Source organism: Martinezella rhizogenes (assembly GCF_000799715.1).
Classification (GTDB): Bacteria; Pseudomonadota; Alphaproteobacteria; order Rhizobiales; family Rhizobiaceae; genus Rhizobium; species Rhizobium rhizogenes_C.
On record NZ_JUHG01000020.1, the window covers coordinates 263,823 to 289,776 of the forward strand.

The window sequence follows — 25,954 nt, forward strand, 5'->3', positions numbered from 1 at the left end:
CTCTGGAATAACCAGCCGAGTTCGTTGATATCGCGGACGACAACCAGGAGCATGAGCATGGACAAGACGACGAGTGGCTGGATCTATGGACTGACGGGCGTGCTGATCTTCAGCGCCTCGCTGCCGGCAACGCGGGTGGCGGTGATGGATTTCGATCCCGTCTTCCTGACCGTCGCCCGCGCCGCGATCGCCGGCATCCTGTCGCTCTGCCTGCTGTTCGCCTTTCGGGAGAAGCGCCCCGTTCGAGGCGATCTCCTCTCCCTGATCATCGTCGCAATCGGCTGCGTCGTCGGCTTTCCGCTGCTGACGGCTCTAGCGCTCAAGCATGTCACCTCGGCCCATTCGATCGTCTTCATCGGATTGCTACCGCTGGCGACGGCCATCTTCGGCGTCTTGCGCGGCGGCGAGCGGCCACGGCTGGCCTTCTGGATATTTTCGGTGATTGGCAGCGCCATCGTCTGCGGCTATGCGCTCGCGCAGGGTATCTCCGCCTCGCCGGTCGGCGACCTCTTGATGCTTGCGGCAATCCTGGTCTGCGGCCTCGGCTATGCCGAAGGCGCAGTGCTGTCGCGCCGGCTGGGCGGCTGGCAGGTGATTTGCTGGGCGCTGGTGCTGTCGCTGCCGGCCATGATTGCACTTTCTCTCTTCACCATGCCGCAGACCGTCGACAACATCGGCGAGCCGGCCTGGATCGGCCTGATCTACGTCTCGCTCTTCAGCATGCTGATCGGCTTCATTTTCTGGTATCGCGGGCTGGCGCAAGGCGGCATCGCCGCTGTCGGGCAACTGCAGCTGCTCCAGCCCTTCTTCGGCCTGGCGCTTGCCGCCACGCTGCTGAAGGAGAGCGTCAGCTGGTCCATGTTTGTCGTGACCATTGGCGTCGTCGCCTGCGTGGTGGGCGCGAAGAAATTCGCGCGATAGAGCACGCATACGGAAGCGCGAGGAGCGGCCTTGCGCAACTAGACTGATCGGTCTATTATAATCCGATTAGTCTAACCAGGAGCAAACCATGGTCACTCCACTCATACCGCCATTCACCCGCGAAACCGCCATCGCCAAAGTCCGCATGGCCGAGGATGGCTGGAACAGCCGTGATCCGGAGCGCGTCTCGAAGGTCTATACCGAAGACAGCCAATGGCGGAACCGCGCCGAATTTCCGCGCGGCCGCAAGGAAATCGTCGAGTTCCTCGCCCGCAAATGGGCGAGAGAAATCGACTACCGGCTGATCAAGGAATTATGGGCCTTCGACGGCAACCGCATCGCCGTGCGCTTTGCCTATGAATGGCACGACGACAGCGGCCACTGGTTCCGCTCCTATGGCAACGAGAATTGGGAATTCGACGCCGACGGCCTGATGCAGCGCCGCTTCGCCTCGATCAACGACATGCCGATCAAGCAGGAAGACCGGAAATTCCACTGGCCGCTCGGCCGCCGCCCCGACGAGCATCCCGGTCTGTCCGATCTCGGCCTCTGAGGCGGGTCATGACACGCACTGTCTTTGAAAAATCGGATGCTATTGCCCTCGTCGCCGAAGTCTTTCGCGAACTCGGCTATGAGGGCGCGTCGATGAGCAGCATCACGGCCCGCACCAAGCTGTCGAAAGGCAGCCTCTATCACTTCTTCCCCGGCGGCAAGGAGGAGATGGCGGCGGAAATCATGGCCAATATCGATGCCTGGTTCGTCACGCACATGTTCAGGCCGCTCGAGGAGGACGAACCCCGCGCTGCCATTGCCCAAATGTGGGAAACCACCAACACCTATTTCCGCTCCGGCCGCCGCATCTGCCTCATCGGCGCCTTCGCGCTCGATGAAACACGCGATCGTTTCGCGGGTGCGATAAAGGGCTATTTCAAACGCTGGATCGAAGCGCTCGCCGGTGCTCTGATGAGAGCCGGTGTCGGGGCCGCTGAGGCACACGCACTCGCGGAAGAGACGATCGTGGGCATCCAGGGCGCATTGATGCTTGCGCGAGCGCTCGGCGACGACGGCGTTTTCGGGAGGACATTGGAGCGGTTGAGAGAGCAGGTGGAGGCTAGACTTCGCGCCCGCCGATAAATCCCGCGGGCGCTCATCATCTTAAAATCTTAAGCAATCATCCACAAAAGCATGGCAGCATCAATCATCTTTGATTTGCAACTGTCCAAGCTCCTGTGCTCATCAGAAAACGGGAGCGCCGAGGAGATGGATAGAGATGCTGCAACAAACCAACGACACTGACGATGCGCTGATCGACCGACTGCAACGGTCGGCCTTCGACTATTTCATGCTGCACACCAATCCGGAAAACGGGCTGGTGGCGGACACCTCGATCAAGACGAGCCATTGCAGCATTGCCGCGGTCGGCTTCGCGCTATCGAGCTATCCGGTCGCTGTCGAACGCGGCTGGATCAGCCGCGCGGACGCGGCAAGGCGTGTACTGACCGCGCTCAATTTCTTCGCCGAGAGCCAGCAGGGCGAGGAGCGCGGCGCCACCGGCCATCGCGGCTTCTATTATCACTTCCTCTACATGGAGACCGGCAATCGCGCCTGGAACAGCGAGCTCTCGACCATCGACACCGGCCTTCTTTTGATCGGCGTCTTGACGGCGGCCGCCTATTTTAATGGCTCCAGCCAGGCTGAGAAGGACATTCGCGCGCAGGCGACGTTCCTCTATGAACGTTGCGACTGGCATTGGGCGCTGAACAAAGGCCAGACAATCAGCATGGGCTGGAAGCCGAGCAGCGGTTTCCTGCGCTGGCGCTATCAGGGCTATGACGAGGCGATCTTCCTCTATGTGCTGGCGCTCGCCTCACCCACGCACCCCATGCCCTCGTCCAGCTACGACGCCTTCGCCTCGACCTACACCTGGATGATGTTCAAGGACACACCGTTTCTCTATGCGGGACCGCTGTTCATCCATCTGTTCTCGCATGCCTGGATCGACTTTCGCGGTATCAGCGACCGGCATATCGCCGACAAGGAAATCGATTATTTCCGCAATACGCAGACAGCAATCGCCGTTCAGCGCGATTACACCGACCGCAACCCCGGCCATTTCGTCGGCTACAACAAGGACATCTGGGGCCTGTCAGCCTGCGACGGCCCGAACCCGACCGGCACCAAGCATAGCCGGCGCTACAGCCCGAAAGTTCTGGGCTATGCAGCACGCGGCGCCCCGCTCGGTCCCGATGACGGCACGATCGCGCCCTGGGGGCCGCTCTCCTGCCTGCCCTTCGACCGCCAGGCAGCACTCGACGGCACCAGGGCACTGCTATCAACCTATCCGAACCTGCTCCTGGACGGCCGCTTTCCCGGCGGCTTCAATCCGAGCGTCAAGGGCTCCGGTCCGGAAGGCTGGGTCGACGACCGCTCCGTCGCCATCGACCAGGGCCTGCTCGTGATGATGATCGAGAACGAACGCAGCGGGATGATCTGGAACCTGATGCGCCAATCGCCGATCCTGCGCCGCGGCCTGGACCGCGCCGGCTTCACCGGCGGCTGGCTGGACGAAAAACAGGCAAAGCCCGCGATTGCCTGAGCGCTCTAAAGCGCTCCAATCGCGGCGATCACATCGTCTTCGATGGAAATCCCGTTTGCCAGCGCTTCGCGCCGCGCGGTCTGGCCGCGACGTCCGGGCAGGCGGACATTGGGGTCGCTGGTGATCTCGCTCGCGAGCAAGGCCAGCCGCTTTGCCGTGTCGGCGGCGCTCATCGCGGCCGGATTGATGGCGATGATCGTGTGGCCGAGCCCGGGCGGCGGGCCTTTGTCGTCGAAGAGCGACGAGGCTTCGAAGGCGTAATTGGCGCCGGTTAGGCCAGCCGACAGAATCTCCACCATCAACGCCAGTGCAGCGCCTTTCGCCTCGCCGGCGGGGATCATCGTGCCGGCCAGCGCCTCCTCGGCATCGGTGGTCGGCTTGCCGTCGCGGTCGAAGGCCCAGTCGTCCGGGATCGCCACGCCCTTCTGGCGCGCGGCCATGACCTTGCCGCGCGCCACCCTAGACAGTGCCAGATCGATGACGATGGGATCGGCATCCGGCAAAGGTGCGGCAAAGGCGATCGGATTGGTGCCGAAGACCGGCGTCTTGCCGCCCCAGGGCGCCATCGAGGCCGGCGCATTGGCAACCATCAGCGCCACCAGCCCCTGATCAGCGAAGCGCTCGACCGTCAGCCCCATGACGCCGGCATGATGCGAGCGGCTGATGGCGGCAAGCGCAATCCCCTGTTCACGGGCGACGGTGGAAAGCTCGGCAACGGCGAGATCGAGCGCCGGATAGGCATAGCCGTTGCCGGCATCGATGCGCAGCACGGCGGGATAAGGACGCGTGAGTTGCGGCTTGGCGAAACCATCCGTCTTGCCGGCCTTCGCCTGTAAAGCATAAGCCGGCACGCGGCGCAGGCCATGGCCACCCTGCCCGGCGGCCTCCGCCGCAACAAGCGCGATGGCGACCGAGCGGGCATTCTCCGGGCTGACCCGATTTCGCAGCAAGGCCTCCACAACCAGCGTTTCGGCTTCGGCTAGCGACAGATGCATGATGAGAGACCTTGGAATGAATGAGGAGGGCAAGATATTCCTACGCCCTGACCGTCCCTATCGCAATGCAACAATGACCGGCTTCGCCCCGCGCGACGACGAACCTGCCGGCGGGCGCCGTCGCCCGACTGCGGAAATCATAAGAGCGACATCCGGTGGACAGAGAAAAACTTGCATGGCCATGGCGCTTTCGACCATTATAGAGCAAAGCGCCGGCCGATATCGCGGCCGCGGACAGAAGCAGGATCGTCTCATGAAGCCCATTTTCGTTCAGCTCCAATGCGCCCCCGGCAAGACCTACGAGGTCGCCGACGCCATCTACCAGACGGAGCTGGTCTCGGAACTCTATTCCACCAGCGGCGACTACGACCTGCTGCTGAAGGTCTATATCAAGGACGAGCAGGAGATCGGCAAGTTCATCAACGACAACATCGCCAATATCCCCGGCATCGTCCGCTCGCTGACGACGCTAACATTCAGGGCGTTCTAAAGGGCCCAGAAGATGGACGGGCATCGCTGTAACGTCATGGCCAATCAGCGGGATTCCGCGCCTAAACACAGGCGATCAGCTTGACAGAAGAATAGCGGTTCGCACATACCTGCAGGGCCTGTTCTAATAGGGATATTGACGTTTGTAGGCGCAGGGGAGCAAGTTCCAAACACCTGTCGCTCTCAAGGGACATAGGGAAGCAAGACTGTGATCTACGAGATCAGAATTTACGACTGCCTGCCCGGCCGATTGCCCGCGCTGCTCAAACGCTTTGCCGAACATACGCTGGCAATATGGGACAAGCACGGCATCAAGCAGGCGGGTTTCTTCACCACGATCGTGGACGAAAACAGCCAGCGTCTCACCTATCTCATCGCCTGGGAATCGCTAGCCGATCGCGAGGTGAAATGGAAAGCTTTCACCACTGATCCTGCATGGCTTAAGGCCCGCGACGAGTCTGAGCGCGACGGGCAAATCCTCTCCAATATCTCTAACCAGCTGTTGTCACCGACCGCCTTTTCGGCGGTACAATAAGACACCACCGATCCCGCTTGCCGCCAGTTGGAATTCCACCCGATTTGGTCATTTGCGGAAGCGATGAAGAACGGCGGCTCTTGGGTTATCGCCAACGAACCGCCGGAATGATATTAACCCTCTTGCCCGAAACCGCTTGGCATTTCGCCCGCGATTAAGGTCTTTTTAACCGTCCGCTGAGCAGCGTTGCGTGCTGATCAACGGATGGCGCTTTCGTGCGCCTGATCGCCGCAGTGGTGCGCGGAGCAAGGATCGAGGGCGAGATCGATGACATCAGATATTCAGGCACAGAAGCCGGGCGGACCGCTGATTGTGCATGTCGTGCGCCAGTTCCTGCCCAACAAGGGCGGGCTGGAAGATGTGGTCGCCAATCTCTGCCGGCAGCTGATCGGCCGTGGCTATCGCGTCCGCGTCGTGACCTGCAACAGCCTGTTTTCCGATCCCGCCCGCGAGCTGGCGTCGAGCGAAACCATCGACGGCATCGAGATCGTCCGCATCCCCTGGTCCGGCTCCAGCCGCTACCCGCTGGCGCCGAAGGTGTTCAAGCATATCGCCGACGCCGACCTCATCCATGTCCATGCCGTCGATTTCTTCTTCGACGCGCTCGCCTGGGGCAAGCTGCTTCATGGCCGTCCGATGGTCGCCACCACCCATGGCGGCTTCTTCCACACGCCGAAATTCGCAGCCATCAAGAAGCTCTGGTTCAACACCGCGACCCGGCTCTCGGCGCTTGCCTATGCCGAGCTGATCTGTTGCAGCCAGTCGGACGAACGGCTGTTTTCGAGCATTGCCGGACGCCGGACCCGCCTGATCGAGAACGGCGCCGACGTCGCCAAATTCGCCAATTGCGCCGCACTCGAAGCCCGTCGCCGCATCGTCACCATCGGCCGTTTCTCCGTCAACAAGCGGCTCGACCGCATGCTTGATGTCATGACGAAGCTTGCCGCCCGCGATCCGGACTGGCATCTCGACATCATCGGCGCCGCCTCCGATCTCGACCAGCCGACGCTGGAACAGGAAATTGCCGCCCGCGATCTCGGCCACCATGTGACGCTGCATGTGTCGATCGACAACAGCGCAATCCGCAATATCATCGCCCGCGCCTCTCTCTTCGCTTCCGCCTCGGAGTATGAGGGTTTCGGCCTGGTAGCGATCGAGGCGATGAGCGCCGGCCTGCTGCCGGTGCTGCACACGAACGACGCCTATGTCGCGCTGGCCGAGACACATCCGGCGCTGATGCTCTCCGACTTCTCAGATCCGCAAGCTGCCGCCGATACCCTAACCGCTGCTTTCGAGCGCCTTGAGACCGACGGCCTCAGCTTGCGCGAGGAGTTGATCCGCGATGCTCGCGCCTATGCATGGGACGAAGTCGCACAGCGCTATGTGGACGCCTATGCAGACGCGATGACCCCGAGGGGCGAACGGCATCAACCGTTGCGCCAGCGCGGCCAGGTGGCATAACCCTCGAGAATTCCCATGAGCCAGGCGCGCTTGTAGCGCGCCGCATCGGCATTGAACCGGACGAGCGCCGCCAGCCAGCCGCCGATGGGCCGCAACAGTCGATAACCCACATAAACGAGCGGAAAGCGCTGCTTGCGCATCAGTGCGCCGAAACCGCGCCCATATTTGCGTGCCCGCTCGACCTGTCGCGGACCATATTCGTCGGTGACCTGATCGTGGTGGACGATCAATTCCGGAAAGAACATCAGCCGCTTGCCTGTCGCCAGCGCCCGCAGCAGAAAATCCGCCTCCTCGCCGCTCTGGAACGGCGTGTCCGAGCCGACCCCGAGGTTTTCGTCAAAGCCGCCGATGTCGGCCAGCGCCGCGCGGCGGACGAAGATGCCGTTTGAGTTGCCGCACTTCAGATAATTCCAGCGCGTCACCGCAAGCGGGACCTCGCCCGTCGGGCTGACGGAAGCCACGCCGCCGGCGTCAAGCGTGCGGCCGGTGACGATGATAAGCTCCGGATGCGCGGCGAACAGCCGCTCGGCCATCTCGAGTGTATCCGGCTCGTACCAGCAATCATCATCGGGAAAGCAGACATAGTCGCCGCCTGCAGCCGCCATTCCATTGTTGCGCGCCCGCGAAAGCCCCTTGGCCGAGCGGATATGCCGGATGGTGAAAAGGGGTGAAAACCGCCCGACCAGCTGGGATAGCCTGTCGTCCGGGTTCTGATCGACGAGGATGACTTCGAAATCCCCGTATCGCTGATTCCTCAACGACAGGAACAGCCGTTCCAGCTGGTCGAAGCGATCGATCGTACAGACGATAAGGCTGAACAATGAAGTTCCTCTGGGCAAGCGGCAAAGCAGCCAATATCAGGGAAATTGAATATTAGCTGAAGTAAAAACAAAATTTACATTAGGAATAGACGGTAAATATTAAGGCATATGAAATAGAGCAGAGGCTATCTCCATGAAGAGCCGAATAGTCTCGGCCACATTCTGCGACTATGAGAACGGTAATCTTCATGACGAAGAGCATCATGGCGAATTCGGCGTTGAACGCGGTGGCGGGGCTGACCCTGCTCGCGACCGGCTTTGCCTGCTCGATCGTCGCCGCCCGCCTGCTCGGCCCCGAGGCCAACGGCATCATTGCTTTTTCGCTGTGGCTGACGACAACGGGCGCACTCATCGCCGAGCTTGGCGCCGGTGTCACGCTGCTGCGCATCCTGCCGCAGCTGAAGGGACGGGGCTATTCGACAGAGGAACGACTAGGCTTTGCCGCCTATCTCTTGCAGCCGACGATCCTCGCAACCGTAATCCTGCTCGTCGGCTACACCGCCTATTACTGGGATACGGAGCGACTGCATTGGGCCGGCGACGCATCCGCCGTCATCGCCATCACCGGCGCGTTTTTCGTTCTTCAGTCGCTCGGCGCCTATAGCAAGAATTACCTGATTGGCGAACAGCAGCTCGGCACCTTCCTGCGCATCACCCTGACAAGCTCGGCGCTACAGCTTGTCACTGTGCTGTTAGGCGCGATCTTCTTCGGCGTCAGCGGTGCGCTTGCCGGCTATGCCATCGGCCAGCTGCCGATGTTCTTCGCGACCCTGAAGATCGCCATCGCCCGCCGCAACAGCTGCGGCGTTGGCCTCGGCGCGCTCGTCAGTTCCTCGCTCATTCTCTCAATCGAACTCATCAACAGCTCGATCTTCCTCAACCGCATCGAGCTGCTTTTCCTTCAGCATTACTGGGGCATCGAAGCGGTCGGTTTCTATGCCGTCGGCCTGTCGCTCGCCAATCTCGCGCTGCAGCTTCCGGTGCAGTTGAGCGGCAGCCTGTTGCCCTATTATTCCGAACAAATGCACGCGCAGCCATCCGGCAAGCTGCCGATCCGCGTCTTCGAGGGCGTGGCGCGCAGCATTGCCTATATCACCCTGCCGATGAGCTTTGGCCTTGCGGCGATCGCGCCCGAGCTGGTGGTGACAATCTTCGGCAAGCCCTTCGGCCCCAGCGGCGGCATGGTGGCGCTCTTGTCGCTGACGGCCGTACCTTACGTCTTCATGCAGATCTGCACGCAATATCTCTATTCGATCGACCGCACGCGCGAACGCACGATCATCGGCGGCGTCGCCAGCGTCATCATGGTCGTCGGCTGCTTCATCGCCGTGCCTCTCTATGGCGGCGAGGGCGCCGCCCTGGTGCGGCTTCTGGCTTTCACCGCCATGGGCCTGCTGATGGTACGCCTGATGGAATTCGAAGGCTCGACGCGCGGCATGTTCGTCAGCCTCGCCAAGATCACTGCCGCCGCCATGCTCTGCGCGGCTGCTGCCTATGGCTTTCTTCATGTCCTGCCGGGCATTCCGGGCCTTGCCGGCGCCATCATCGCCGGCGCGCTGGTCTACGGCCTTGCACTCCGGCTCCTGAATGCCGTGCCGACGGAGGATATCGCCGTTATGCAGCAGATTGCCGCGCGCCTGCCACGGCGCGCCCATCCGATAGCCGCTCACGCACTGGCGCTACTGGCGCCGCGCCGAATGTGAGGAGACGATCATGGCTGGTTGGGGAGCCGCCGAATACGTGGACACAGTCAAAGAGATCACGGCCGCCGCCGTGCCGGTGACCTTCGCCGGCACCGTCGGCCTGTTCATGCCCGCCGCCGCGCCGCCCAGCCGCACGGCCGTCCTGTTCCTCAGCCCCTGGGGCTTCGAGGAAATGTGCACCCGCAAGTTCTGGCGCATCCTCGCCGAGGATTTTGCCAAGGCCGGCATCGCCAGCCTGCGCTTCGACTATGCCGGAACCGGTGACGCGCTCGACGTTGCCGATCAGGAGCAAGGATTGGCGCTCTGGGAAGATACAGCACTGACTGCCGCCGCAACGCTACGGTCGCTGTCGGGCTGCGAACGGCTCATCCTGGTGAGCCAGGGGCTCGGAAGCGTGGTTGCCCTTGATATTGCCGAGCGGCTCACCGCCGTAGACGGCATTGCTCTTCTCGCACCAACCATTTCCGGCCGCGCCTATCTGCGCGAATTGACCATCTGGTCGAAAATGATCGACGAGAGCATGGGGCTCGACGAGGCACAGCGCCAGACCGAAGGCGTCACCGTCGCCAGCCTGCGCATGCCGGACGCCATTGCCGCCGCGGTCAAGACACTCAACCTGATGACGCGCGACCATATCAGCGCGCCGGACTGCCTTGTCCTGACCCGGCCCGGCCGGCCGGGCGATGCCGACTTCGCGACCCATCTCGGGACTCTCGGACCACGCATCGAACAAGCCGCCTATGACGGTTATGACGAGCTGCTGTCGAACCCAACCATCGCCGCCATGCCGCTCGACGCCGGCCGCAAGATTCTGGATTGGGTAGAGTCGATCGCAACGAAGCCCGTCACGACGACACGCAAGATTGTCCACGCACCGCGCGCCGAAGCGCTTGAGGGCGACGGCTTTCGCGAGACGCCTCTGCGCTTCGGCGAAGGGGATCGCCTCTTCGGCATTCTCTGCGAACCCATGGGCGAGCGGACAGGCGCGACCGCGCTGCTCCTGACCACAGCCTACGACCGGCACGCCGGCTGGGGCCGGACGTCGGTCACCATGGCGCGCGCGCTCGCCCGCGACGGCATCGCCTCACTGCGATTTGACACCGCCAACGTCGCCGACAGCCCACCCCTGCCAGACGCTCCCGACCAGGTGCTCTATTCACGCGACCAGCACCTGGATGTCAGCACCGCGCTCGACCTGCTGGAGACCAGAGATCTGCTGCCGGCCTTTGCCGTTGGCCGCTGCAGCGGCGGCTATCTCGCCTTCCAGACCGCCATTCGCGATGACAGATGCCATGGCCTGATCACCGTCAACCCCTACGCCTTCTTCTGGGATGAAACCCAGTCGGTCGACGAAGGCCTGCGCTTCGTGCCGCGCTCGCTGGAGACCTATGGCCACAAATTCCTGCAACTGGAAACGTTGAAGCGGCTCTATGGCGGCCAGATCGACGCCAAAAGTGCCGCACGCAACATCGTCACGGCGCTGGCGCGACGCGCCGTCCGGCTTGGTCGCCCCCTGCTGGGCGTCCTGCCCTTCTTCGCCGGCGAGCACGAAATCGTCATGGGTGGTTTCCGCACACTTGCCAAGCGTCGGGTCGACATATCGCTGATCTACAGCGCCCACGATATCGGCCTCGATCATTTCCACGAGCACTTCGGCGAGGACGCCTCAGCACTCAGGAACTTCCCCGACATCCGCCTCACCATCATCCCCGGCGCCGACCACAATCTGACGCCGCCCTATGCGCGCAAGGTGTATTTGCGGGAGGTGAGGGAGATGGGATTGAGGCTGGGCAGGCGGTGAAGCCATCTCGCCCCTGGCGGGCGAGAAAGCAATTTCATTGGTTTAGGAATTGCGGCACAGGAAGGTTCACATACTCAAAACCCGGCGCAATTTCTAAGCCATTGAAATTGCAAGAGAGGGGGTCTTTTCTTGCTCATGCTACTTCCGGCAGGAAAGTGCGTCCCTGCCTACCCCCGCCCTTGCAAAATCTAGCACTTAGCCTTGCGGCTAAATGCTGATTTTGCTTTCCCGCCCGCAAGGGGCGGGATAGCCAAAACACTCGCAACATCCGGCACTTGCTGTATACTCGCCGCATGAGGCTCCTGATCGTCGAAGACAACCGCGAACTGGCGTCCTGGCTCGGCAAGGCGCTGCGTCAGGCGCAATACGCGGTCGACATCGCCCATGACGGCGAGGACGCCGAACATATGCTGAAAGTGGCAAGCTATGCTGTCGTCATCCTCGATCTGTCCCTGCCGAAAATCGACGGGTTGACGCTCTTGAAGCGGCTGCGCCAGGGCGGCAACAAGGTGCCGGTCATCATCCTCACGGCCAATGCCAGCCTGGACGGCCGGATCACCGGGCTCGACAGCGGTGCCGACGACTATCTCGCCAAGCCCTTTGAAATCGCCGAGCTGGAAGCCCGCATCCGCGCCGCCGTCCGCCGCGGCCATGATCGCGCCGCCCCCGAAATCGCCGTCGGCGACCTGGTGTTTGATGGCGGCACGCGGCAATTCTCTCTCGGCGGCGAGACGCTGGCACTGACACCGCGCGAACATGCCGTGCTCGAACATCTGGTCATGAAGGTCGGCACGACGGTGACCAAGACCGCGCTCTCGGAAAGCGTCTTCGGCTTCGACGATCTCGCCGATACCAGCGCCATCGAAATCTATGTGCACCGCGTTCGCAAGAAGCTCGAAGGCAGTGCCGTGCAGATCGCCACGCTGCGCGGCCTCGGTTATCTCCTTCGCCATGCGCAATGATGAAAGCCTCCCGCAAGAAAGACGCCTCAGCCGCGCTATCGCGGGGCTGACCACCAGCCTGCGGGCGCAATTGTTCGCCTGGGTGGTGCTGACGCTGATCGGAGCGATCTGCGTCAATCTTTACCTTAGCTACCGGTCGGCGAATGCCACCGCCGATCTCGTCACCGATCACACGCTGCTCGCCTCGGCCCGCGTCATTGCAGAGGCCGTGCATGTCGACCCCAGCGGCACCGTGCAGGTCGACATTCCGCCAGCGGCCCTTGAAATGTTCGATACAGGCTACGGCGATCGCGTCTTCTATCAGGTGGTGACCGCCTGGGGGAACCTCATCGCCGGTTATCCCGACCTGCCGCAGCCAAAAAGGCAGCAGACCGGCGAGAACACGACTTTTCGCGCCGACAAGGTGCGGCTGATGCTGCTGAACCAGCCGATCGTCGGGCTCGGCGCCGACAGCACAATCTCTGTCATCGTCGCGGTCACCCACAACAGCCAGTACGCCATACGTCGCAGGCTATGGCTGTCGGACTTCACCAAGCAGCTCGTGCTGGTGCTGATCGCCGGCCTGGTGACGATCATCGGCCTGCAGCGGGGTCTGGCGCCGGTGCTGCGGCTGCGCGACGCGGTGCGCGAACGTGGCCGCGAGCGGCTGGATCCACTGGAACCCGACATGGTGCAGAGCGAGTTACGGCCACTGGTCCACGCCCTCAATGACCATATGGAGCGGGTGCAGAACCAGATGGCGGCGCAACGCCGCTTCGTCTCCAACGCCGCCCATCAGCTGCGCACACCGCTAGCACTGATCTCGACACAGGCAAGCGTCGCCGCGCGCGAGAGCGATAATGCCAAGCGCGACGAGGCGCTGCAAGCACTACGCTCCAGCACCAAGCAGGTAACACGGCTGGCAAGCCAGCTTCTCACTTTGTCACGGGCCGAACCAGGCAGCCGCAGGCCGCGCAGCGATACGATAGACCTCGCCGCCACCGCCCGGCGCGTGCTGGAAAACCTCGCCGAGGAAGCGCTGCGACACAATATCGATCTCGGGCTGGAAGCTGGCAGCACACCGATCCATGTCGAGGGCGACGGCATGATGCTGCGCGAGATGCTGGTCAATCTCGTCGACAATGCGCTGCGCTATACTCCGGCGAACGGCCGGGTCACGGTCGGCGTCGCCCGCGATGGCGACGACGCCGTGTTGACGGTGGAAGACAATGGCCCAGGCATTCCGGAAGCCGAACGCGCCCAGGTGTTCGAGCGCTTCTATCGCATCATCGGCACGGAACCGGAGGGCAGCGGCCTTGGGCTTGCCATCGTCCGCGAAGTGGTCGACGGCGCCGGTGGTACCGTCACCCTTGGCGACGCGACCGAGGGCGGCCTGCTGGTGACCGTAAAGCTGCCGGCGGTCTGATTGGTTCCAAACCACCGGCAGCCGGAAAGAATACTATCCAGCCGCTCGAAGCTGAACCTCACCCTTGTTCAGGAAGAACGTCTTGTCGAACAGGGCCAGATCCAGGGGATTGGGCAGGCGGACATCATCCAGATCGGGATAGGCTTTCACTGATGCTTCGTAGGACCGGTCGATCTGCGAGATGAAGACGATGATCAGCCCTTTCTCGCGCGCAAAAGCCTTCAACGCCCGGACCTGAACCATCAATTCAGGTTTCTGCCGGTTCTGGTCGAGTATCTGCAGATAGTCGACGACCACCAGGGTCCCCTTCGGCACCGACACCAGCTTCTCCATGATATAGTCGGCGCTGATTGCGTCGGACGTGTCGAATTCGAACAAATCCTTGAAATGATCGAACTCCGCGCCGATCGCCTCAAAGCGACCTTGAATATCCCTTTCGGTATATTCCAACGTGAAGAAGATACCCCGATTGCCGGACTTCATCGCCTCGACGGCAAGCCTGATGCTCATCAGGGTCTTGCCGTGGCGCGGACGAGCGCCGAGAAGCACCAGGTCACCGAGCTTCAACCGGGAAAATATCTCACCGGCGGGTGTGGTCTCATCCGTACGGGTTGCGAGCAGGCTCCAGCCGCGAAAGCCTTCCTCGGCGGCGATCCGATCGAGTGCCTGATGCAGTGGGATATTCTGCTCGCGTGACAACAGTCGCGCCTTGCGTTTCAGTAAAAAAAGTGGGGCGGAAAGCCTCATCTCAAAAACCTCCTATTGCGAGCTGCGATCGCAATCCCTCCTTATGCTTGGCGCTCGAACAGTCGGTTCGATGGTTGGTCAGCCCCGCATGAATAATACTTTCCCGATCGGAGGGGGGAGGCATGGGCCTTGCCTGAAACGGAGCATAGCCTGATTCGCACCCGAGGAAAATCGCTCGTACCAAGCCTCAAAACACAAAAGGCCGGGCGAAACGCCCGGCCTTTGCCTTGGGAGGTGCCGGAAGTCCGGCTGGCTTATTGCACGTCCATGCTCTGTTGCGGACGCCAGCGGGTGATGCGGTTTTCGACCAGGGTCATCACGTATTCCGCGCCGAGCGTCACCACCATCACCAGGATGATCGCGGCATAGAGGCCGGCGGCATCGTAGGTGCCTTTGGCGATCGAGATCAGGTAGCCGATACCGGCCAGCGAACCGACGAATTCGCCGACGATCGCGCCGATGATGGCGAACGAGAAGGAGACGTGCAGGCTCGCAAAGATCCAGCTCATCGCCGACGGCAGGATCACGTTGCGGGTGACCTTCCAGTTCGAGGCGCCGAGGATGCGGGCATTGGCGATCATGTTGCGGTCGGCTTCGCGCACGCCCTGGAAGGCGTTGGCGAACACCACGAAGAACACCATGATGAAGGCCAAAGCCACCTTGGAGGCGAGGCCGAGACCCATGATCATCACGAAGATCGGCGCCAACACGACGCGCGGGATCGAGTTGATCGCCTTGATGTAGATCGACAGGATGTCGGAGGCCAGCCTGTTGCGGCCGAGCGCCACGCCGACCAGCACGCCGGTCACAGAACCGATGACGAAGCCGATCAGCGCTTCTTCCATGGTGACGCCGAGGTGATACCAGAGCGAACCGTTTTCGGTGCCTTCGGTGACCCATTCGTAGAGCCTGTAGCCGATGGCGGTCGGGCTCGAATAGAAAAAGGGGTCGATCCAGTGCAGATCCGAGGCAAGCTGCCAGACGCCGAGGATCGCCACGAGGATTGCGACCTGCCAGAAGACGACGACATATTTGCGCCGGGTGATCGCCTTCAGTGCCGCCGCTTCGATTTCCACATCCGAGGTGCCGGCGCGGAAGATCGGCGCATTGCCTGTTTCAAGGGCTGTATTTGCCATGATCAATCCTCCCCTTATGCCGCTTGCGCAGCGCGGCGATAGCTGGTCTCGACCTCTTCGCGAAGGTCGTCCCAGATCGTCTTGCAATAATCGATGAAGGTCTGCTCGTAGCGGATCTCCGAGACGACGCGTGGACGCGGCAGGTCAATCTTGTAGACCGACTTCACTGTCGCCGGTCCCGCCGTCAGCACATAGACCTTGTCGGCCAGCGCCACGGCCTCTTCGAGGTCGTGCGTCACGAACACCACCGACGCCTGACGCTCGGCCCAGAGCTTCAGCAGTTCCTCGTGCATCACCGTGCGGGTCTGCACGTCGAGCGCCGAGAATGGTTCGTCCATCAGCAGGATTTCCGGCTCGTTGATGAAGGTCTGCGCCAGCGAAACGCGCTTGCGCATGCCGCCGGAGAGCTGGTGCGGATAGTGATGCAGGAATTTCGTCAGGCCGACGCGGGCGAGCCAGTCCTTGGCGGTCTTCTCGGCTTCCGCCTTCGACTTGCCGCGAAACAGCGGACCGGACATGACATTGTCGATGACGTTCTTCCAGGGGAAGAGCGCATCCGTCTGGAAGACGAAGCCGACGCGCGGATCGATGCCGTCGACCGGACCGCCCATCAGGCGAACTTCGCCGGCGCTTGGCTTGGCAAGGCCGGTGACAAGGTTAAGCGTGGTCGACTTGCCGCAGCCGGTCGGGCCAACGACGGCGACGAATTCGCCGCGCTCGACGGTCATGTTGAAATCGCGCAGTGCCGTCAGCGATTTTCCGGTCGGTGAGACGAAACGGCGGCTGACATTGATGAGCTCGATCGCCGGTGCCCGGCGTCCATCCTGTTGCATGGTGCTGATCCTGACGCGTGCCTTCGGGCGTGCACGCAAAGCCCGTGAGATACCGCCTCCGGTTCCAGCCGGAGGCGGCGCGGTGAATGCTTACTTGACGTTCTTGACGAACTCGGTCGTGTAGGTCTTCGACAGGTCGATCGTCTTGCCCTTGACGTTCTTCGAGAACTGAGAGAGCACGGCGAGAACCGTCTTCGGACCGTCTTCCGGCATCACGCCATCCGGCGTGAACATTTCCTTGCCGGCGTCCAGAGCCTTGATGTAGCCGTCCTTGTCGCCGACGTAGAAATCCTTCGGCATCTTGTCGGCAATCTCGGCGGCGGAATGGGTGTTGATGAAGCGCAGCGTCTTGACGAAGGCGTTGGCAAGCTTCTGCACGTCTTCCTTGTGACCATCGACCCAGGCCGCGTCCATGTAGAGCGAGGCGGCCGGATAGGTCCCGCCCAAAGCCTCTTCCGTGCCCTTGAGCGTACGCAGGTCGACGAGGATCTTGGCCTCGCCGGTCTTCAGCATGCGTGAAATCGTCGGCTCGGTGGTCATGCCGGCCTGAATGGCGTCCTGCTGCATGGCGGCGATGAAGGTCTGGCCGGCACCGACTGGAACCGTAGAGATATCAGACGGTGCTAGGCCGGCCTTGGACGCCATATAGAGCGTCAGGAAGTTGGTGGACGAACCGAGACCAGTGACCCCGAGGCTCTTGCCTTTCAGGTCCGCGAAGGACTTGAGTTCCGGGTGCTTGGTCGAGACCAGCTCGACTTCGCCGGGCGCCTGGCTGAACTGCACGACGGACTGGATGAACTTGCCCTTGGCCTGCAGGTCGACGCAATGATCGTAGAAGCCAACGACACCCTGGACGGCGCCGGCAAGCAGCTGGTTTTCGGCGTCCACGCCGGCGGATTCGTTCAGAAGCTCGACCTCGAGACCTTCATCCTTGAAGTAGCCGAGGGATTCGGCGAGCTTGGCTGGCAGATAGATCTGTTTTTCGTAGCCGCCCACCATGATCGAAATCTTGTCGGCGGCATGCGCCGCTGTCGCGCCTAGGGACGCGGCTGACATGACGAGGGAAAGGGCTACGGTATGAAAAAGCGTGCGCGATGAACGCATGGATATCTCCTCCTGTTAGATGCCTGCGTCATATCGTAATCGCACGGCATGCGCTTCCTCCACGAAGCCGGGCAACGCTAGCGCAGGTAACCTTTCAGTCAGCTTTCAGTGGGAAATCCCGCAAGACGACATTCGCGATTTTATGTTGCCGCCGCCCTGCCCGAATTCAAACGAAAACTCATCATACGTCATACCCTTGGCGAAACGCTCTTGGCGCCTATCTAAGTTAGCCATCGCCGCGAAAAGGACGCACTATGAAAGCAATAGCCGCAGCGCTCATTTTGTCGACGGTCGTCTCGATCGGCTCGGCTCAGGCTATTTCCCGCTACAATTCGCTCGGCCAGAGCTGTGCATCCGTGCAACAGATCGTTTCGAGAGAGGGGGCGGTATTGCTGCGTTATCCTTCAAGAAGCGGCAATGTCATCCTTTACGACCGTTATGTGGCGGGCGATGGCCAGTGCGGTATGGGCAGTTTTGCGGCGCGCGTGAGCGTGCCGACCAAGGATAACCCGCTATGCCCCGTTTACAATTGCAGATCGTCTTCCGTCTTCAATCCACATTGATGCCACGCTTCCTTCCTACCGTTTACTCAAACGGCCAATAACGGACAAACCTTCGCCATCAAGGACTTTTAGTTGAATTTCGCCACCATTTAATACACACTGAGCGGGCAGATTGGGGACAAGTTCCTTGCCTCCTCCCCGGGCATCTGCAAGGTGCGTCCGCTGGGTCCCCGTTCACATGAGGAGATTATACAGTGAGTGCAAAAGTACCAAATCCGATTGACGCTTATGTCGGTTCACGCGTGCGCATGCGTCGGCTTATGCTTGGCATGAGCCAGGAACGGCTCGCCGATCAGATCGGCGTCACGTTTCAGCAGGTACAAAAATACGAGAAAGGCACCAATCGCATCGGCGCCAGCCGGCTGCAGGCGATTGCGAACGTTCTGGCTGTGCCGGTCGCCTTCTTCTTCCAGCAAGACAATACGCAACCGCTGGCAACGGACGGCCTCGGCGCCATCAGCGGTCTTGAGGATCTCTCCGACTTCCTGACGTCCAAGGAGGGCCTGAGCCTCAACAAGGCCTTCATGAAAATCAACGATCCGAGCGTTCGCCAATCCGTGCTGATGCTCATCAAGTCGCTGGGCAACACCTCCGAGCCGGCACTTGTGCGTGCACCGCAGGCAGCCGAAATCCCGTTCGGCCTGCGGAACTGATCGCCGCGCCTCACCCGCCCCAACGGTGAGGCACGGATCGCGATTGCGAAATGCGCAATCGAAACGACACTGGAGCACCTGCATCCGCTCGAAGGCACAAGGATCGCTCCAGTTTCTCTATCTAGAACGTCCCTCTGCTTACGGGTTTTCTACCTGAAAGCAGGGATACGCTAGTGATTGCGATAAAGCTGCAGTCATCGTAATGTAGGATTCTAGATCGTGAATGACACCCCGTGGCCACCGACGACAAAGGTGGTTACAGGCGATACCGGAATGGCGTTTGCCATGCCGGGAAGCTGCCGGGTGCAGTTGGGGATGCATGAATTTCAGGCTACTGACATTCGGAGATCTGCGTCTGGTCGACGGGACAGGTTCAACTGTGCCTTTTCCGGAAAAAGGCTTGCTGTCCACCTGCTTCCTGCTGACGGGCTCCTCGCCGCGCAAGTCCCGCACGGAACTTGCTGAATTCCTGTGGGGCGACATTCCCCTGGACAAGGCGCTTGCCAATCTGCGGCAGACGCTATCGCGCGTCAAAAGCCGTCAAGATGAGCTTGGGATCGAACTGCTTCTGATCGAGCCGGCAACCGTAACCGTGAATATCGGCGCATTCACCAGCGATCTCGCCCTCTTGAACGCCGTCTCCCAGACCGATCCCCACGCAGCGCTGGAGGAATTGCTGCAACTCGGCCGCTGGGATTTTCTCGCCCGCACCGAAGTCATTGGCGGTCCTGCGCGCATGTGGTTGCGCGCGCAGCGCGACCGCGTCAGAACGCGGATGCTGACGACGCTCCGCGACGCCATCGCCGCCATGAGCGAGGATGCAGACACCACCGTCGTCAGGGAAGCCGCGCTGCGTCTTTTCGAGGCCTATCCCGAGGATGAGGCCGTCTACCAGATCCTCGGGCAAACCTATGCCGGCGAACCCCAACTTGAAAACGCGCGCAACGTTTTCGAGAGCCACAGGAAGCACCAAAGGGGCGAACTGCCGGTCGATCCAGACCCGCAGGCGCTCGGAGTTGCGCGACGGATGTTCGAACGCCAGCGTGCCGTTGCGCCACAAGCCCGACAGGAGGCAAGACCACGGGCTGAAGTCGTACCGCCGGCGCCGCGCGGCCCCCCGAGGCTCACCTTACTGCCTCCGGTGAACCTCGCAAGGCACCACCAGACGGCCATCTTTCTCTCCTCGATGCTGCTGGAAGACATCACTGTCGGCCTTTGCGTGCTGAAGACCGTAACGATGGTGGCGCATTACACGGCGGAAAAGATCGCGCTCGATCTGGACCGGGGCGCAACGCTGGAAAAGCACGACATCAACTACGTGCTGGACACAAGGCTCAGCTTCGATGGCAGTACATACTGGCTTTTCACGCAACTGATCTATGCCGGCAACGACGAAGTCATATGGTCGGAACGCTTCAGCATGCAAGCCCAGGATTTGCCGCGCCAGCATCGCGAAATCACCCAGCGCATCGTGGCGTCCATCGCAAGCTCCATCGAACGCACCGAATTTACCCGCGACTATTTTGAGCGCAACCCCGAAGCCTACCATCAGTATCTGCTCGGCCAGCGATATCTGAAAAATCTTGACCTGCCGGCCATCCGCCGTGCCCGCAAGGCCTTTCAAACAGCACTGAAGGAAAATCCTGATTTCTCGCCAGCGCTCAGCGGCATGGCTCGCACCTTTCATCTCGAATGGGTATTGACCGCGCGTGGCGATATGGATCTGTTGAAGCGCGTCGAAGAGGAGGCTGGCAAAGCGATCGCCGCGGGCCAGGATCTCGCCAACGGCTACCGCGAATTCGGCGCCGCGAAGCTTTACCAGGGCAATTTCGACGAAAGCCTCAGTGCCTTCGAACTCGCCGAGACCATCAGCCCGCACTATGCTGATGTCATCATCGACTATGCGGATGCGCTGGTTCACGCCGCCCAGCCGGCCAAGGGGCTGGAGAAGATAGAGCGCGCCATCAAGCTCAATCCGTTGTGTCCGGACGTTTATTACTGGGCGGCCGCCGGTGCCAACTTCTTTTTGGAACAATATGAGCAGGCCACGTCCTATATTAATCACATGGCCGATCCTGCGCCGGCGGCGCGGCTGGCCGCTGCAGTAGCCGCCATGGCCGGCGACACACGCAAGGCGAAACGTCTCGTGCGCAAGGTCAAGGAAACCTATCCGGAATTTGAGATCGACAAGTGGCTCTCCATTGTGCCCATGCGCGAACAATGGCAGAAAGAACATTACAGGGAAGGGCTACGACGCGCAGGCTTCAAGTAGGTGCTGGCGAAAAACTGCTTACGATTTTTCTTCACCTTATTCTTAATTATCGATCAAAAAGGAGATTTAGACATGGCAAATTTCGTAGTGATCGGTGTCCCAGGCGATCCACAACTTTACCTCGCCGACCTCAAGGCCGGTACCGTCACGCCATTGTCGCCACAGGCAGGCAGCACGCTCGGCGCCGCCGACCAGTTGCGCAATGCTGGGGCGACCATTGTCAAGGGCGTCAATCTGGCCGTTGCCGTTGGTGGTGCCGAGAAGGCTGCAAGCGGCCTGTTCGACGGCTGACATTCCTGTGACGGCAGACCCGTCCCCGTCTCCTGCCGAATTCCTGCCGTGCAACACCGGTGGGCGGGATTTCGCAACAGCCTTGCCGTATTCGGACCGCGTCTGCCCAGCCGAGGAGACTTTTCGACGGATCGAGCCCTGCCTGGCGACCCACGGCGTCACTCGCCTTGGACGCCTGACGGGGCTCGACAAGATCGGCATTCCCGTCTGGCAGGCGGTCAGCCCAAACGCCCGTTCGATCGTCATCAACAATGGCAAGGGCATCACCGATCTCGACGCCAAGGTCTCGGCGGCCATGGAGGCACTGGAGCGAACTGTTGCCGGCGCACCTGCCCTAGCAACTGTCATCACCAGCCGCCGGCGGTTGCTGACCGAAGGGCATCACGCCGATCCGCTGCTCCCGCTCGTCGCGAAGGCACAGGCCGATATCGATGACGACGAGGAGATTGCCTGGGCCGAGGGCTATGATCTCATTGCCGGCAGGCCCGCCTGGCTTCCCTTCAACGCAGTGACGCTCGACCGCACCATCCGCGATCCGCGCTTCTGGCAATCCTCCGACGGCCTCGCCTCCGGCAACAATCTCACCGAAGCCATCCTGCACGGTCTGCTCGAACGTATCGAGCGCGATGCCGAGGTGCTCTGGGAGATTTCCGAGCCAAAGCTGCGCATGGCTGCCTGCATCGATCCGGCCTCGTTTGCCGATCCAGTGCTGGACGGGTTGGTCGCCAAGATCACCTCCGCGGACCTCAGTCTCCGGCTCTTTGATGTCACCAGCGATATCGGCATACCCGTTATCGTCGCCCTTCTCGGCCCGGCGGAAATCAACCAGGCAAGACGCGTCCGCTACCTTGATGTGACGATCGGCAGCGGTGCCCATCCGTCACCGGTGCGGGCCGCGATTCGTGCCGTGACGGAGGCGGCGCAATCGCGCCTCACCTTCATCAGCGGCGCTCGGGACGACATTCGCCCCGACAATTTCAGCCGCGAGTTGCCGGAAGGCATCCGTCGCTGCTTTGACGCTGAGCCGAAGTCGACGGCAAGACCGGATGAGGACCTGCCCCGCAGCGCCGAGGCTCTGCTGCATCTGACCGTGGAGCGGCTGCGCCAGGCCGGCATCAACTCCGCCATCGCGGTTTCGCTTGGCGACCCCTTGCTTCCCTTTGCCGTCGCCAAGCTCGTGGTGCCGCAGCTGGAAAATCCGGCCGGGGACCGCAAGCGCCGCTTCGGCTATCGCGCCATCTCGAAGACGTTGCAACTGCTATGAAGATCCTGTTTGTCGGCCCGACGCTTCCCGATGCCGCCGAGATCGCCGGTCCGGGCATTGCGCTGCGTCCGCCGGCGCAAAAAGGCGATATCGTCAAAGCCGTCGAGGGCGGCGCCAACGCCATCGGATTGATCGACGGTTTTTTCGAAAATGTCGCGCCCGTCTGGCACAAGGAAATCCTCTTTGCTTTGTCGAAGGGCGTTCGCGTCTATGGCGCCGCCAGCATGGGAGCGCTGCGCGCCGCCGAATGCGCCGCCTTCGGCATGGTCGGCATCGGCCGCATCTTCGAGGCCTATGCCTGCGGGGCGCTTGCCGATGATTCCGCCGTTGCGCAGATCCACGCGCCCGCCGAACTTGGGTACCGCCCGCTGAGCGAACCGCTGGTCAATGTGCAGGCGACGCTGCAAGCGCTTGCCGGGATCGGCGCAATCAGCGGGAGCGAGCAAGCGGCGCTGCAGGCATGCGCCGAGACCATGTTCTTCAAATCGCTCACCTATCGCTCGATGACGGAGACGGCCGACCTGCCGGACCCGGCGCGGCGGCCGGCAATTGCCGATCTTCTGCGCGCCAATGCCGTCAATCAAAAGCGCATCGACGCACTGCAATTGCTGCACATCCTTGCCGACTGTACCGACGAGCGGCGGCAACCGCCGCGCGACTGGATTTTTCAGGCCAACAGCCTATGGAACTCCGCCTTTCACCATCTTGAAATTGCATTGTAATTTCGCCCCGCAATCTCGCCTCGTGTCACGCTGTATGTCACGCGCCAAGGCCCGGAACATACGGTAGGGTCTCCTCATGTTCCTGGCGGCGGGTATCGTGTCCACCGGGAACAGGGGGCAAAAGGGGCATAAAATGACGGCAATACTTCCTATTGAAATGCCAAGCCAGGATTCAGACTCGCTGAAGGAACTGGCATCTATCGCACGACTGATCACCTATGCGCGCCAAAGCGCCAAGAGCATGGAGGCAGAGTTCCCGGTCTGGTGCCTGGATCTCGCACTCGGCGCCGTGTTGCAGGAAATGTACACAAACGGCTTGCAGATGCCGCTTTTTGACGAGGGCATGGACAAGGCGAACATGGCCGTTGCGCATTAAGCGCTTTCGAATTTCTGTCTTTGGGGGCGGAGACAATGCCGGCATGGTCCAGAACCTTGCCGGCATTGATGTTTTGGACCCGGAAACGTGAAACCTGTCAATTTTTCTGATGCGGCTGGACGCCGGCGACGAAGATCGCGATGCAGTGCCGCAAATGCCGCAGGCGCGTTTCGCGGTCCGGCCAGTCGTTCGTTTTGCCGGGAAGCGTGATCATCGCGCCGAAGATCATGTTCATCAGCATGCGCGCGCCACTTCTGGCATCGGCAATTTCAATCAGGCCGCGCTGTTGCTGCACGTCGAGCCAGTCGGCCAGCATTTGTCGCGTCTGCTCAGCTCCTTGCGTGCGTAGCAGTGTCGCAATCTCGGGAAATTGCTGCGCCTCGCTCATAACGAAATGAATGAAGGCCTCACGGTCACGTTCGGCCGCTTCATCGATATCGATCATGAAAATCTGTTCGAGCGCCTCGGTGAGCGGCAAATTTTCCTTGGGGTCGCGCGGCAGGGCCAGCATCGAGGCACGGTGCTCAGCCATGAGCGCCATGAAAAGCTCTATCTTGCTCGAAAACAATCGGTAGAGGGTCTGTTTCGAAATCTTGCATCGCGCGGCCACGAGATCCGTGGTCGTGCCGCCGTAACCGAGCTCATGAAATGTCGCGCGGGCCGCCGCGATGATCTCCGCCCGCCTCGCATCGTCGCTCACCGTTTTCGGACGGCCGCGTTTGCGGGGAACAGCAGCCTGCTCCGCATCGCTCGCCCTTGCTTTCATCCGCACTTCCATCTTAACCTAAAAAAGCCAAATAAGATTGACATTTACGGTGGTACAAATATTTTCCGTACTACTTGGTACTGTAAATAAGGCAATGGGAAATAGCAACGTGGGAAAGCTCGTCTCTTCTACCCCTGTATCCGCACATCCGGCGCGAATCGGACGTTTTCCGGGCGTCCGGATCTCGCTCCTCGTCGCAGGGGTCGCCACCACGATGCTGCTGGCCGGCTGCAATGAGCAGAAGGCTGCCCAGGGCAATGCCCCAGCCGTCAAGACCGAAGTCAGCGCCATGACGCTGCATCCGCAATCGGTGGCGATTACCGCCGAACTGCCCGGCCGCACCAGCGCCTACCTGATTGCCGAGGTCCGGCCGCAGGTCGGCGGCATCATTCGCAGCCGCAATTTCAAGGAAGGCAGCGAAGTCGCCGCCGGCGACGTGCTCTACGAAATAGATCCAGCCTCCTATCAAGCCTCCTATGACAGCGCCACCGCCGCTTTGCAGAAGGCTGAGGGCGCCGTGCCAAGCGCCCAGTCGAAAGTGGATCGCTACAAGAGCTTGACGGCCCAGGACGCGGTCAGCAAACAGAATCTGGACGACGCGCTGTCAACCCTGGCGCAGGCGAAGGCCGATGTGGCATCCGCCAAGGCGGCGCTGGAGACGGCGCGCATCAACCTCGACTACACCAAGATGCGTGCGCCGATCGCCGGCCGCGTCGATGCCTCGGCCGTGACCGTCGGTGCGCTTGTCACAGCCGACCAGACGACGGCGCTCACCACCATCCGCCAGCTCGATCCGATCAATGTCGACGTCACGCAGTCGAGCACGAACCTGCTCGAATTCCGTCGCGCCATCGCGGACGGTCGGTTGAAGACCAGCGGCGACAACGTCTCCGTCCACCTGATGCTCGAAGACGCCACCCAGTACAAGGAAACCGGCAAGCTCGAATTCGCGGAAGCCGCAGTGGCAGAAACCGTCGGCACCATCACCGTGCGCGCCGTCTTCCCCAATCCGGATCGGATATTGTTGCCCGGCATGTATGTTCGCGCCACCATCCAGGAGGGCGTCGCCGAAAACAGCTTCCTCGTGCCGCAGCGTGCCGTCACCCGCAACACCAAGGGCGAACCGATAGCGATGTTCGTGACCGCCGAGAACAAGGTGCAGCAGCGGGTGCTGAAGGTGCAGCGAAGCATCGGCAATAGCTGGCTGGTGAACGAGGGCATGAAGGATGGCGATCGCGTGATCGTCGAAGGCAGCCAGCGCGTACGCGACGGCCAGGATGTCAACGCCACCGCCGTGACCATCGACGACGCGACCGGTGAGGTGAAGCAGGCCGCCGGCGATGGCAAGCCCGCCGAGCAGGCTGGGCTGGAAAAGACCGATACCAAAGCCGCCTCCGGCGCCCAGAAGTGAGATAAGCGATGTCGCGTTTTTTCATCGACCGGCCGATCTTTGCCTGGGTCATTGCCATCGTCATCATGCTGGCGGGCGCGCTGTCGATCCTGACGCTGTCGATCTCGCAATATCCGCAGATCGCCCC

Annotated in this window: 27 protein-coding genes; 20 read left to right on the forward strand and 7 right to left on the reverse strand. The window is 61.4% G+C overall.

Features of this window, described 5'->3' with window-relative positions:
- The first annotated feature begins 57 nt into the window (after positions 1 to 57).
- The 4 genes from EX00_RS30565 (at position 58) to EX00_RS30580 (ending at position 3,517) form a co-directional block, all read left to right on the forward strand.
- Entirely contained in the window at positions 58 to 921 is an 864-nt protein-coding gene (locus EX00_RS30565) for a DMT family transporter (protein WP_047466328.1), read from the forward strand.
- An 88-nt stretch (positions 922 to 1,009) separates the two neighbouring features.
- A complete protein-coding gene (locus tag EX00_RS30570) occupies positions 1,010 to 1,474 on the forward strand; it encodes a nuclear transport factor 2 family protein (RefSeq protein WP_047466331.1) in 465 nt (154 codons plus the stop codon).
- A gap of 8 nt (positions 1,475 to 1,482) precedes the next feature.
- Entirely contained in the window at positions 1,483 to 2,055 is a 573-nt protein-coding gene (locus tag EX00_RS30575) for a TetR/AcrR family transcriptional regulator (RefSeq protein ID WP_047466334.1), read from the forward strand.
- A gap of 136 nt (positions 2,056 to 2,191) precedes the next feature.
- Positions 2,192 to 3,517, forward strand: a complete 1,326-nt coding sequence (locus EX00_RS30580) for a glucoamylase family protein (RefSeq protein ID WP_047466336.1) — start codon at positions 2,192 to 2,194, stop codon at positions 3,515 to 3,517.
- Between the two features lie 5 nt (positions 3,518 to 3,522).
- Here the strand turns inward: EX00_RS30580 and EX00_RS30585 are convergent, their stop codons facing one another.
- On the reverse strand, positions 3,523 to 4,512 hold the full coding sequence (locus tag EX00_RS30585; RefSeq protein WP_047466408.1) for an Ldh family oxidoreductase: 990 nt from the start codon (positions 4,510 to 4,512) through the stop codon (positions 3,523 to 3,525).
- Between the two features lie 253 nt (positions 4,513 to 4,765).
- Between EX00_RS30585 and EX00_RS30590 the strand changes: the two genes are divergently transcribed.
- The 3 genes from EX00_RS30590 to EX00_RS30600 all read left to right on the forward strand — a co-directional run bounded on the left by EX00_RS30590 (position 4,766) and on the right by EX00_RS30600 (position 6,997).
- Complete coding sequence (locus EX00_RS30590; protein WP_039974084.1) at positions 4,766 to 5,002, forward strand: Lrp/AsnC ligand binding domain-containing protein; 237 nt, start codon at positions 4,766 to 4,768, stop codon at positions 5,000 to 5,002.
- 207 nt (positions 5,003 to 5,209) lie between these two features.
- Positions 5,210 to 5,536 carry an NIPSNAP family protein gene (locus EX00_RS30595; RefSeq protein WP_047466338.1) on the forward strand — a complete coding sequence of 109 codons (327 nt, stop codon included), beginning with the start codon at positions 5,210 to 5,212 and terminating at the stop codon, positions 5,534 to 5,536.
- Positions 5,537 to 5,803: 267 nt separating this feature from the next.
- Positions 5,804 to 6,997: a glycosyltransferase family 4 protein gene (locus tag EX00_RS30600; protein ID WP_047466340.1), complete on the forward strand. Its 1,194-nt coding sequence runs from the start codon at positions 5,804 to 5,806 to the stop codon at positions 6,995 to 6,997.
- Here EX00_RS30600 and EX00_RS30605 read toward each other — a convergent pair.
- Entirely contained in the window at positions 6,964 to 7,818 is an 855-nt protein-coding gene (locus EX00_RS30605) for a glycosyltransferase family 2 protein (protein WP_047466343.1), read from the reverse strand. The genes EX00_RS30600 and EX00_RS30605 overlap by 34 nt on opposite strands.
- Before the next feature lie 188 nt (positions 7,819 to 8,006).
- Between EX00_RS30605 and EX00_RS30610 the strand changes: the two genes are divergently transcribed.
- The 4 genes from EX00_RS30610 (at position 8,007) to EX00_RS30625 (ending at position 13,689) form a co-directional block, all read left to right on the forward strand.
- The gene (locus EX00_RS30610; RefSeq protein ID WP_047466346.1) at positions 8,007 to 9,521 is read left to right on the forward strand and encodes a lipopolysaccharide biosynthesis protein; all 1,515 of its coding nucleotides are present in this window, start codon (positions 8,007 to 8,009) and stop codon (positions 9,519 to 9,521) included.
- 10 nt (positions 9,522 to 9,531) lie between these two features.
- On the forward strand, positions 9,532 to 11,322 hold the full coding sequence (locus EX00_RS30615; RefSeq protein WP_052211031.1) for an alpha/beta hydrolase family protein: 1,791 nt from the start codon (positions 9,532 to 9,534) through the stop codon (positions 11,320 to 11,322).
- Between the two features lie 293 nt (positions 11,323 to 11,615).
- Complete coding sequence (locus EX00_RS30620) at positions 11,616 to 12,284, forward strand: response regulator (protein ID WP_047466348.1); 669 nt, start codon at positions 11,616 to 11,618, stop codon at positions 12,282 to 12,284.
- Entirely contained in the window at positions 12,274 to 13,689 is a 1,416-nt protein-coding gene (locus tag EX00_RS30625; RefSeq protein WP_047466349.1) for a sensor histidine kinase, read from the forward strand. Before EX00_RS30620 ends, EX00_RS30625 begins: the two co-directional genes overlap by 11 nt.
- A gap of 33 nt (positions 13,690 to 13,722) precedes the next feature.
- On the opposite strand, the gene EX00_RS30630 is transcribed toward EX00_RS30625, so the two are convergent.
- The 4 genes from EX00_RS30630 to EX00_RS30645 form a co-directional block, all read right to left on the reverse strand.
- Positions 13,723 to 14,436: a DNA helicase gene (locus tag EX00_RS30630; protein WP_047466351.1), complete on the reverse strand. Its 714-nt coding sequence runs from the start codon at positions 14,434 to 14,436 to the stop codon at positions 13,723 to 13,725.
- Positions 14,437 to 14,690: 254 nt separating this feature from the next.
- Positions 14,691 to 15,572 carry an ABC transporter permease gene (locus EX00_RS30635; RefSeq protein ID WP_047466353.1) on the reverse strand — a complete coding sequence of 294 codons (882 nt, stop codon included), beginning with the start codon at positions 15,570 to 15,572 and terminating at the stop codon, positions 14,691 to 14,693.
- Between the two features lie 14 nt (positions 15,573 to 15,586).
- On the reverse strand, positions 15,587 to 16,405 hold the full coding sequence (locus EX00_RS30640; protein WP_007694401.1) for an ABC transporter ATP-binding protein: 819 nt from the start codon (positions 16,403 to 16,405) through the stop codon (positions 15,587 to 15,589).
- Positions 16,406 to 16,495: 90 nt separating this feature from the next.
- Positions 16,496 to 17,509 carry an ABC transporter substrate-binding protein gene (locus EX00_RS30645; RefSeq protein WP_047466356.1) on the reverse strand — a complete coding sequence of 338 codons (1,014 nt, stop codon included), beginning with the start codon at positions 17,507 to 17,509 and terminating at the stop codon, positions 16,496 to 16,498.
- 254 nt (positions 17,510 to 17,763) lie between these two features.
- Here EX00_RS30645 and EX00_RS30650 point away from each other — a divergent pair, with 254 nt between their 5' ends.
- From EX00_RS30650 to EX00_RS30680, 7 genes are all read left to right on the forward strand, one after another.
- Positions 17,764 to 18,072 carry a hypothetical protein gene (locus EX00_RS30650; protein WP_047466358.1) on the forward strand — a complete coding sequence of 103 codons (309 nt, stop codon included), beginning with the start codon at positions 17,764 to 17,766 and terminating at the stop codon, positions 18,070 to 18,072.
- A 194-nt stretch (positions 18,073 to 18,266) separates the two neighbouring features.
- On the forward strand, positions 18,267 to 18,725 hold the full coding sequence (locus EX00_RS30655; protein ID WP_047466359.1) for a helix-turn-helix domain-containing protein: 459 nt from the start codon (positions 18,267 to 18,269) through the stop codon (positions 18,723 to 18,725).
- 400 nt (positions 18,726 to 19,125) lie between these two features.
- Entirely contained in the window at positions 19,126 to 20,997 is a 1,872-nt protein-coding gene (locus EX00_RS30660) for an AfsR/SARP family transcriptional regulator (RefSeq protein ID WP_234709145.1), read from the forward strand.
- A 72-nt stretch (positions 20,998 to 21,069) separates the two neighbouring features.
- A complete protein-coding gene (locus EX00_RS30665) occupies positions 21,070 to 21,288 on the forward strand; it encodes a hypothetical protein (RefSeq protein WP_047466363.1) in 219 nt (72 codons plus the stop codon).
- 82 nt (positions 21,289 to 21,370) lie between these two features.
- Positions 21,371 to 22,552, forward strand: coding sequence for a YcaO-like family protein (locus EX00_RS30670; protein WP_234709146.1), 1,182 nt, complete (start codon positions 21,371 to 21,373; stop codon positions 22,550 to 22,552).
- Complete coding sequence (locus EX00_RS30675; protein WP_047466366.1) at positions 22,549 to 23,274, forward strand: TfuA-like protein; 726 nt, start codon at positions 22,549 to 22,551, stop codon at positions 23,272 to 23,274. The genes EX00_RS30670 and EX00_RS30675 overlap by 4 nt, the downstream gene beginning before the upstream one ends.
- A gap of 76 nt (positions 23,275 to 23,350) precedes the next feature.
- Positions 23,351 to 23,650, forward strand: a complete 300-nt coding sequence (locus EX00_RS30680; RefSeq protein WP_047466367.1) for a hypothetical protein — start codon at positions 23,351 to 23,353, stop codon at positions 23,648 to 23,650.
- Between the two features lie 97 nt (positions 23,651 to 23,747).
- On the opposite strand, the gene EX00_RS30685 is transcribed toward EX00_RS30680, so the two are convergent.
- Positions 23,748 to 24,428, reverse strand: a complete 681-nt coding sequence (locus tag EX00_RS30685; RefSeq protein ID WP_047466369.1) for a TetR/AcrR family transcriptional regulator — start codon at positions 24,426 to 24,428, stop codon at positions 23,748 to 23,750.
- Positions 24,429 to 24,525: 97 nt separating this feature from the next.
- On the opposite strand from EX00_RS30685, the gene EX00_RS30690 reads away from it, so the two are divergent.
- Positions 24,526 to 25,827 carry an efflux RND transporter periplasmic adaptor subunit gene (locus tag EX00_RS30690; RefSeq protein ID WP_404944051.1) on the forward strand — a complete coding sequence of 434 codons (1,302 nt, stop codon included), beginning with the start codon at positions 24,526 to 24,528 and terminating at the stop codon, positions 25,825 to 25,827.
- An 8-nt stretch (positions 25,828 to 25,835) separates the two neighbouring features.
- The coding region (locus tag EX00_RS32330; protein ID WP_155294161.1) for an efflux RND transporter permease subunit at positions 25,836 to 25,954 on the forward strand (119 nt) is incomplete at its 3' end.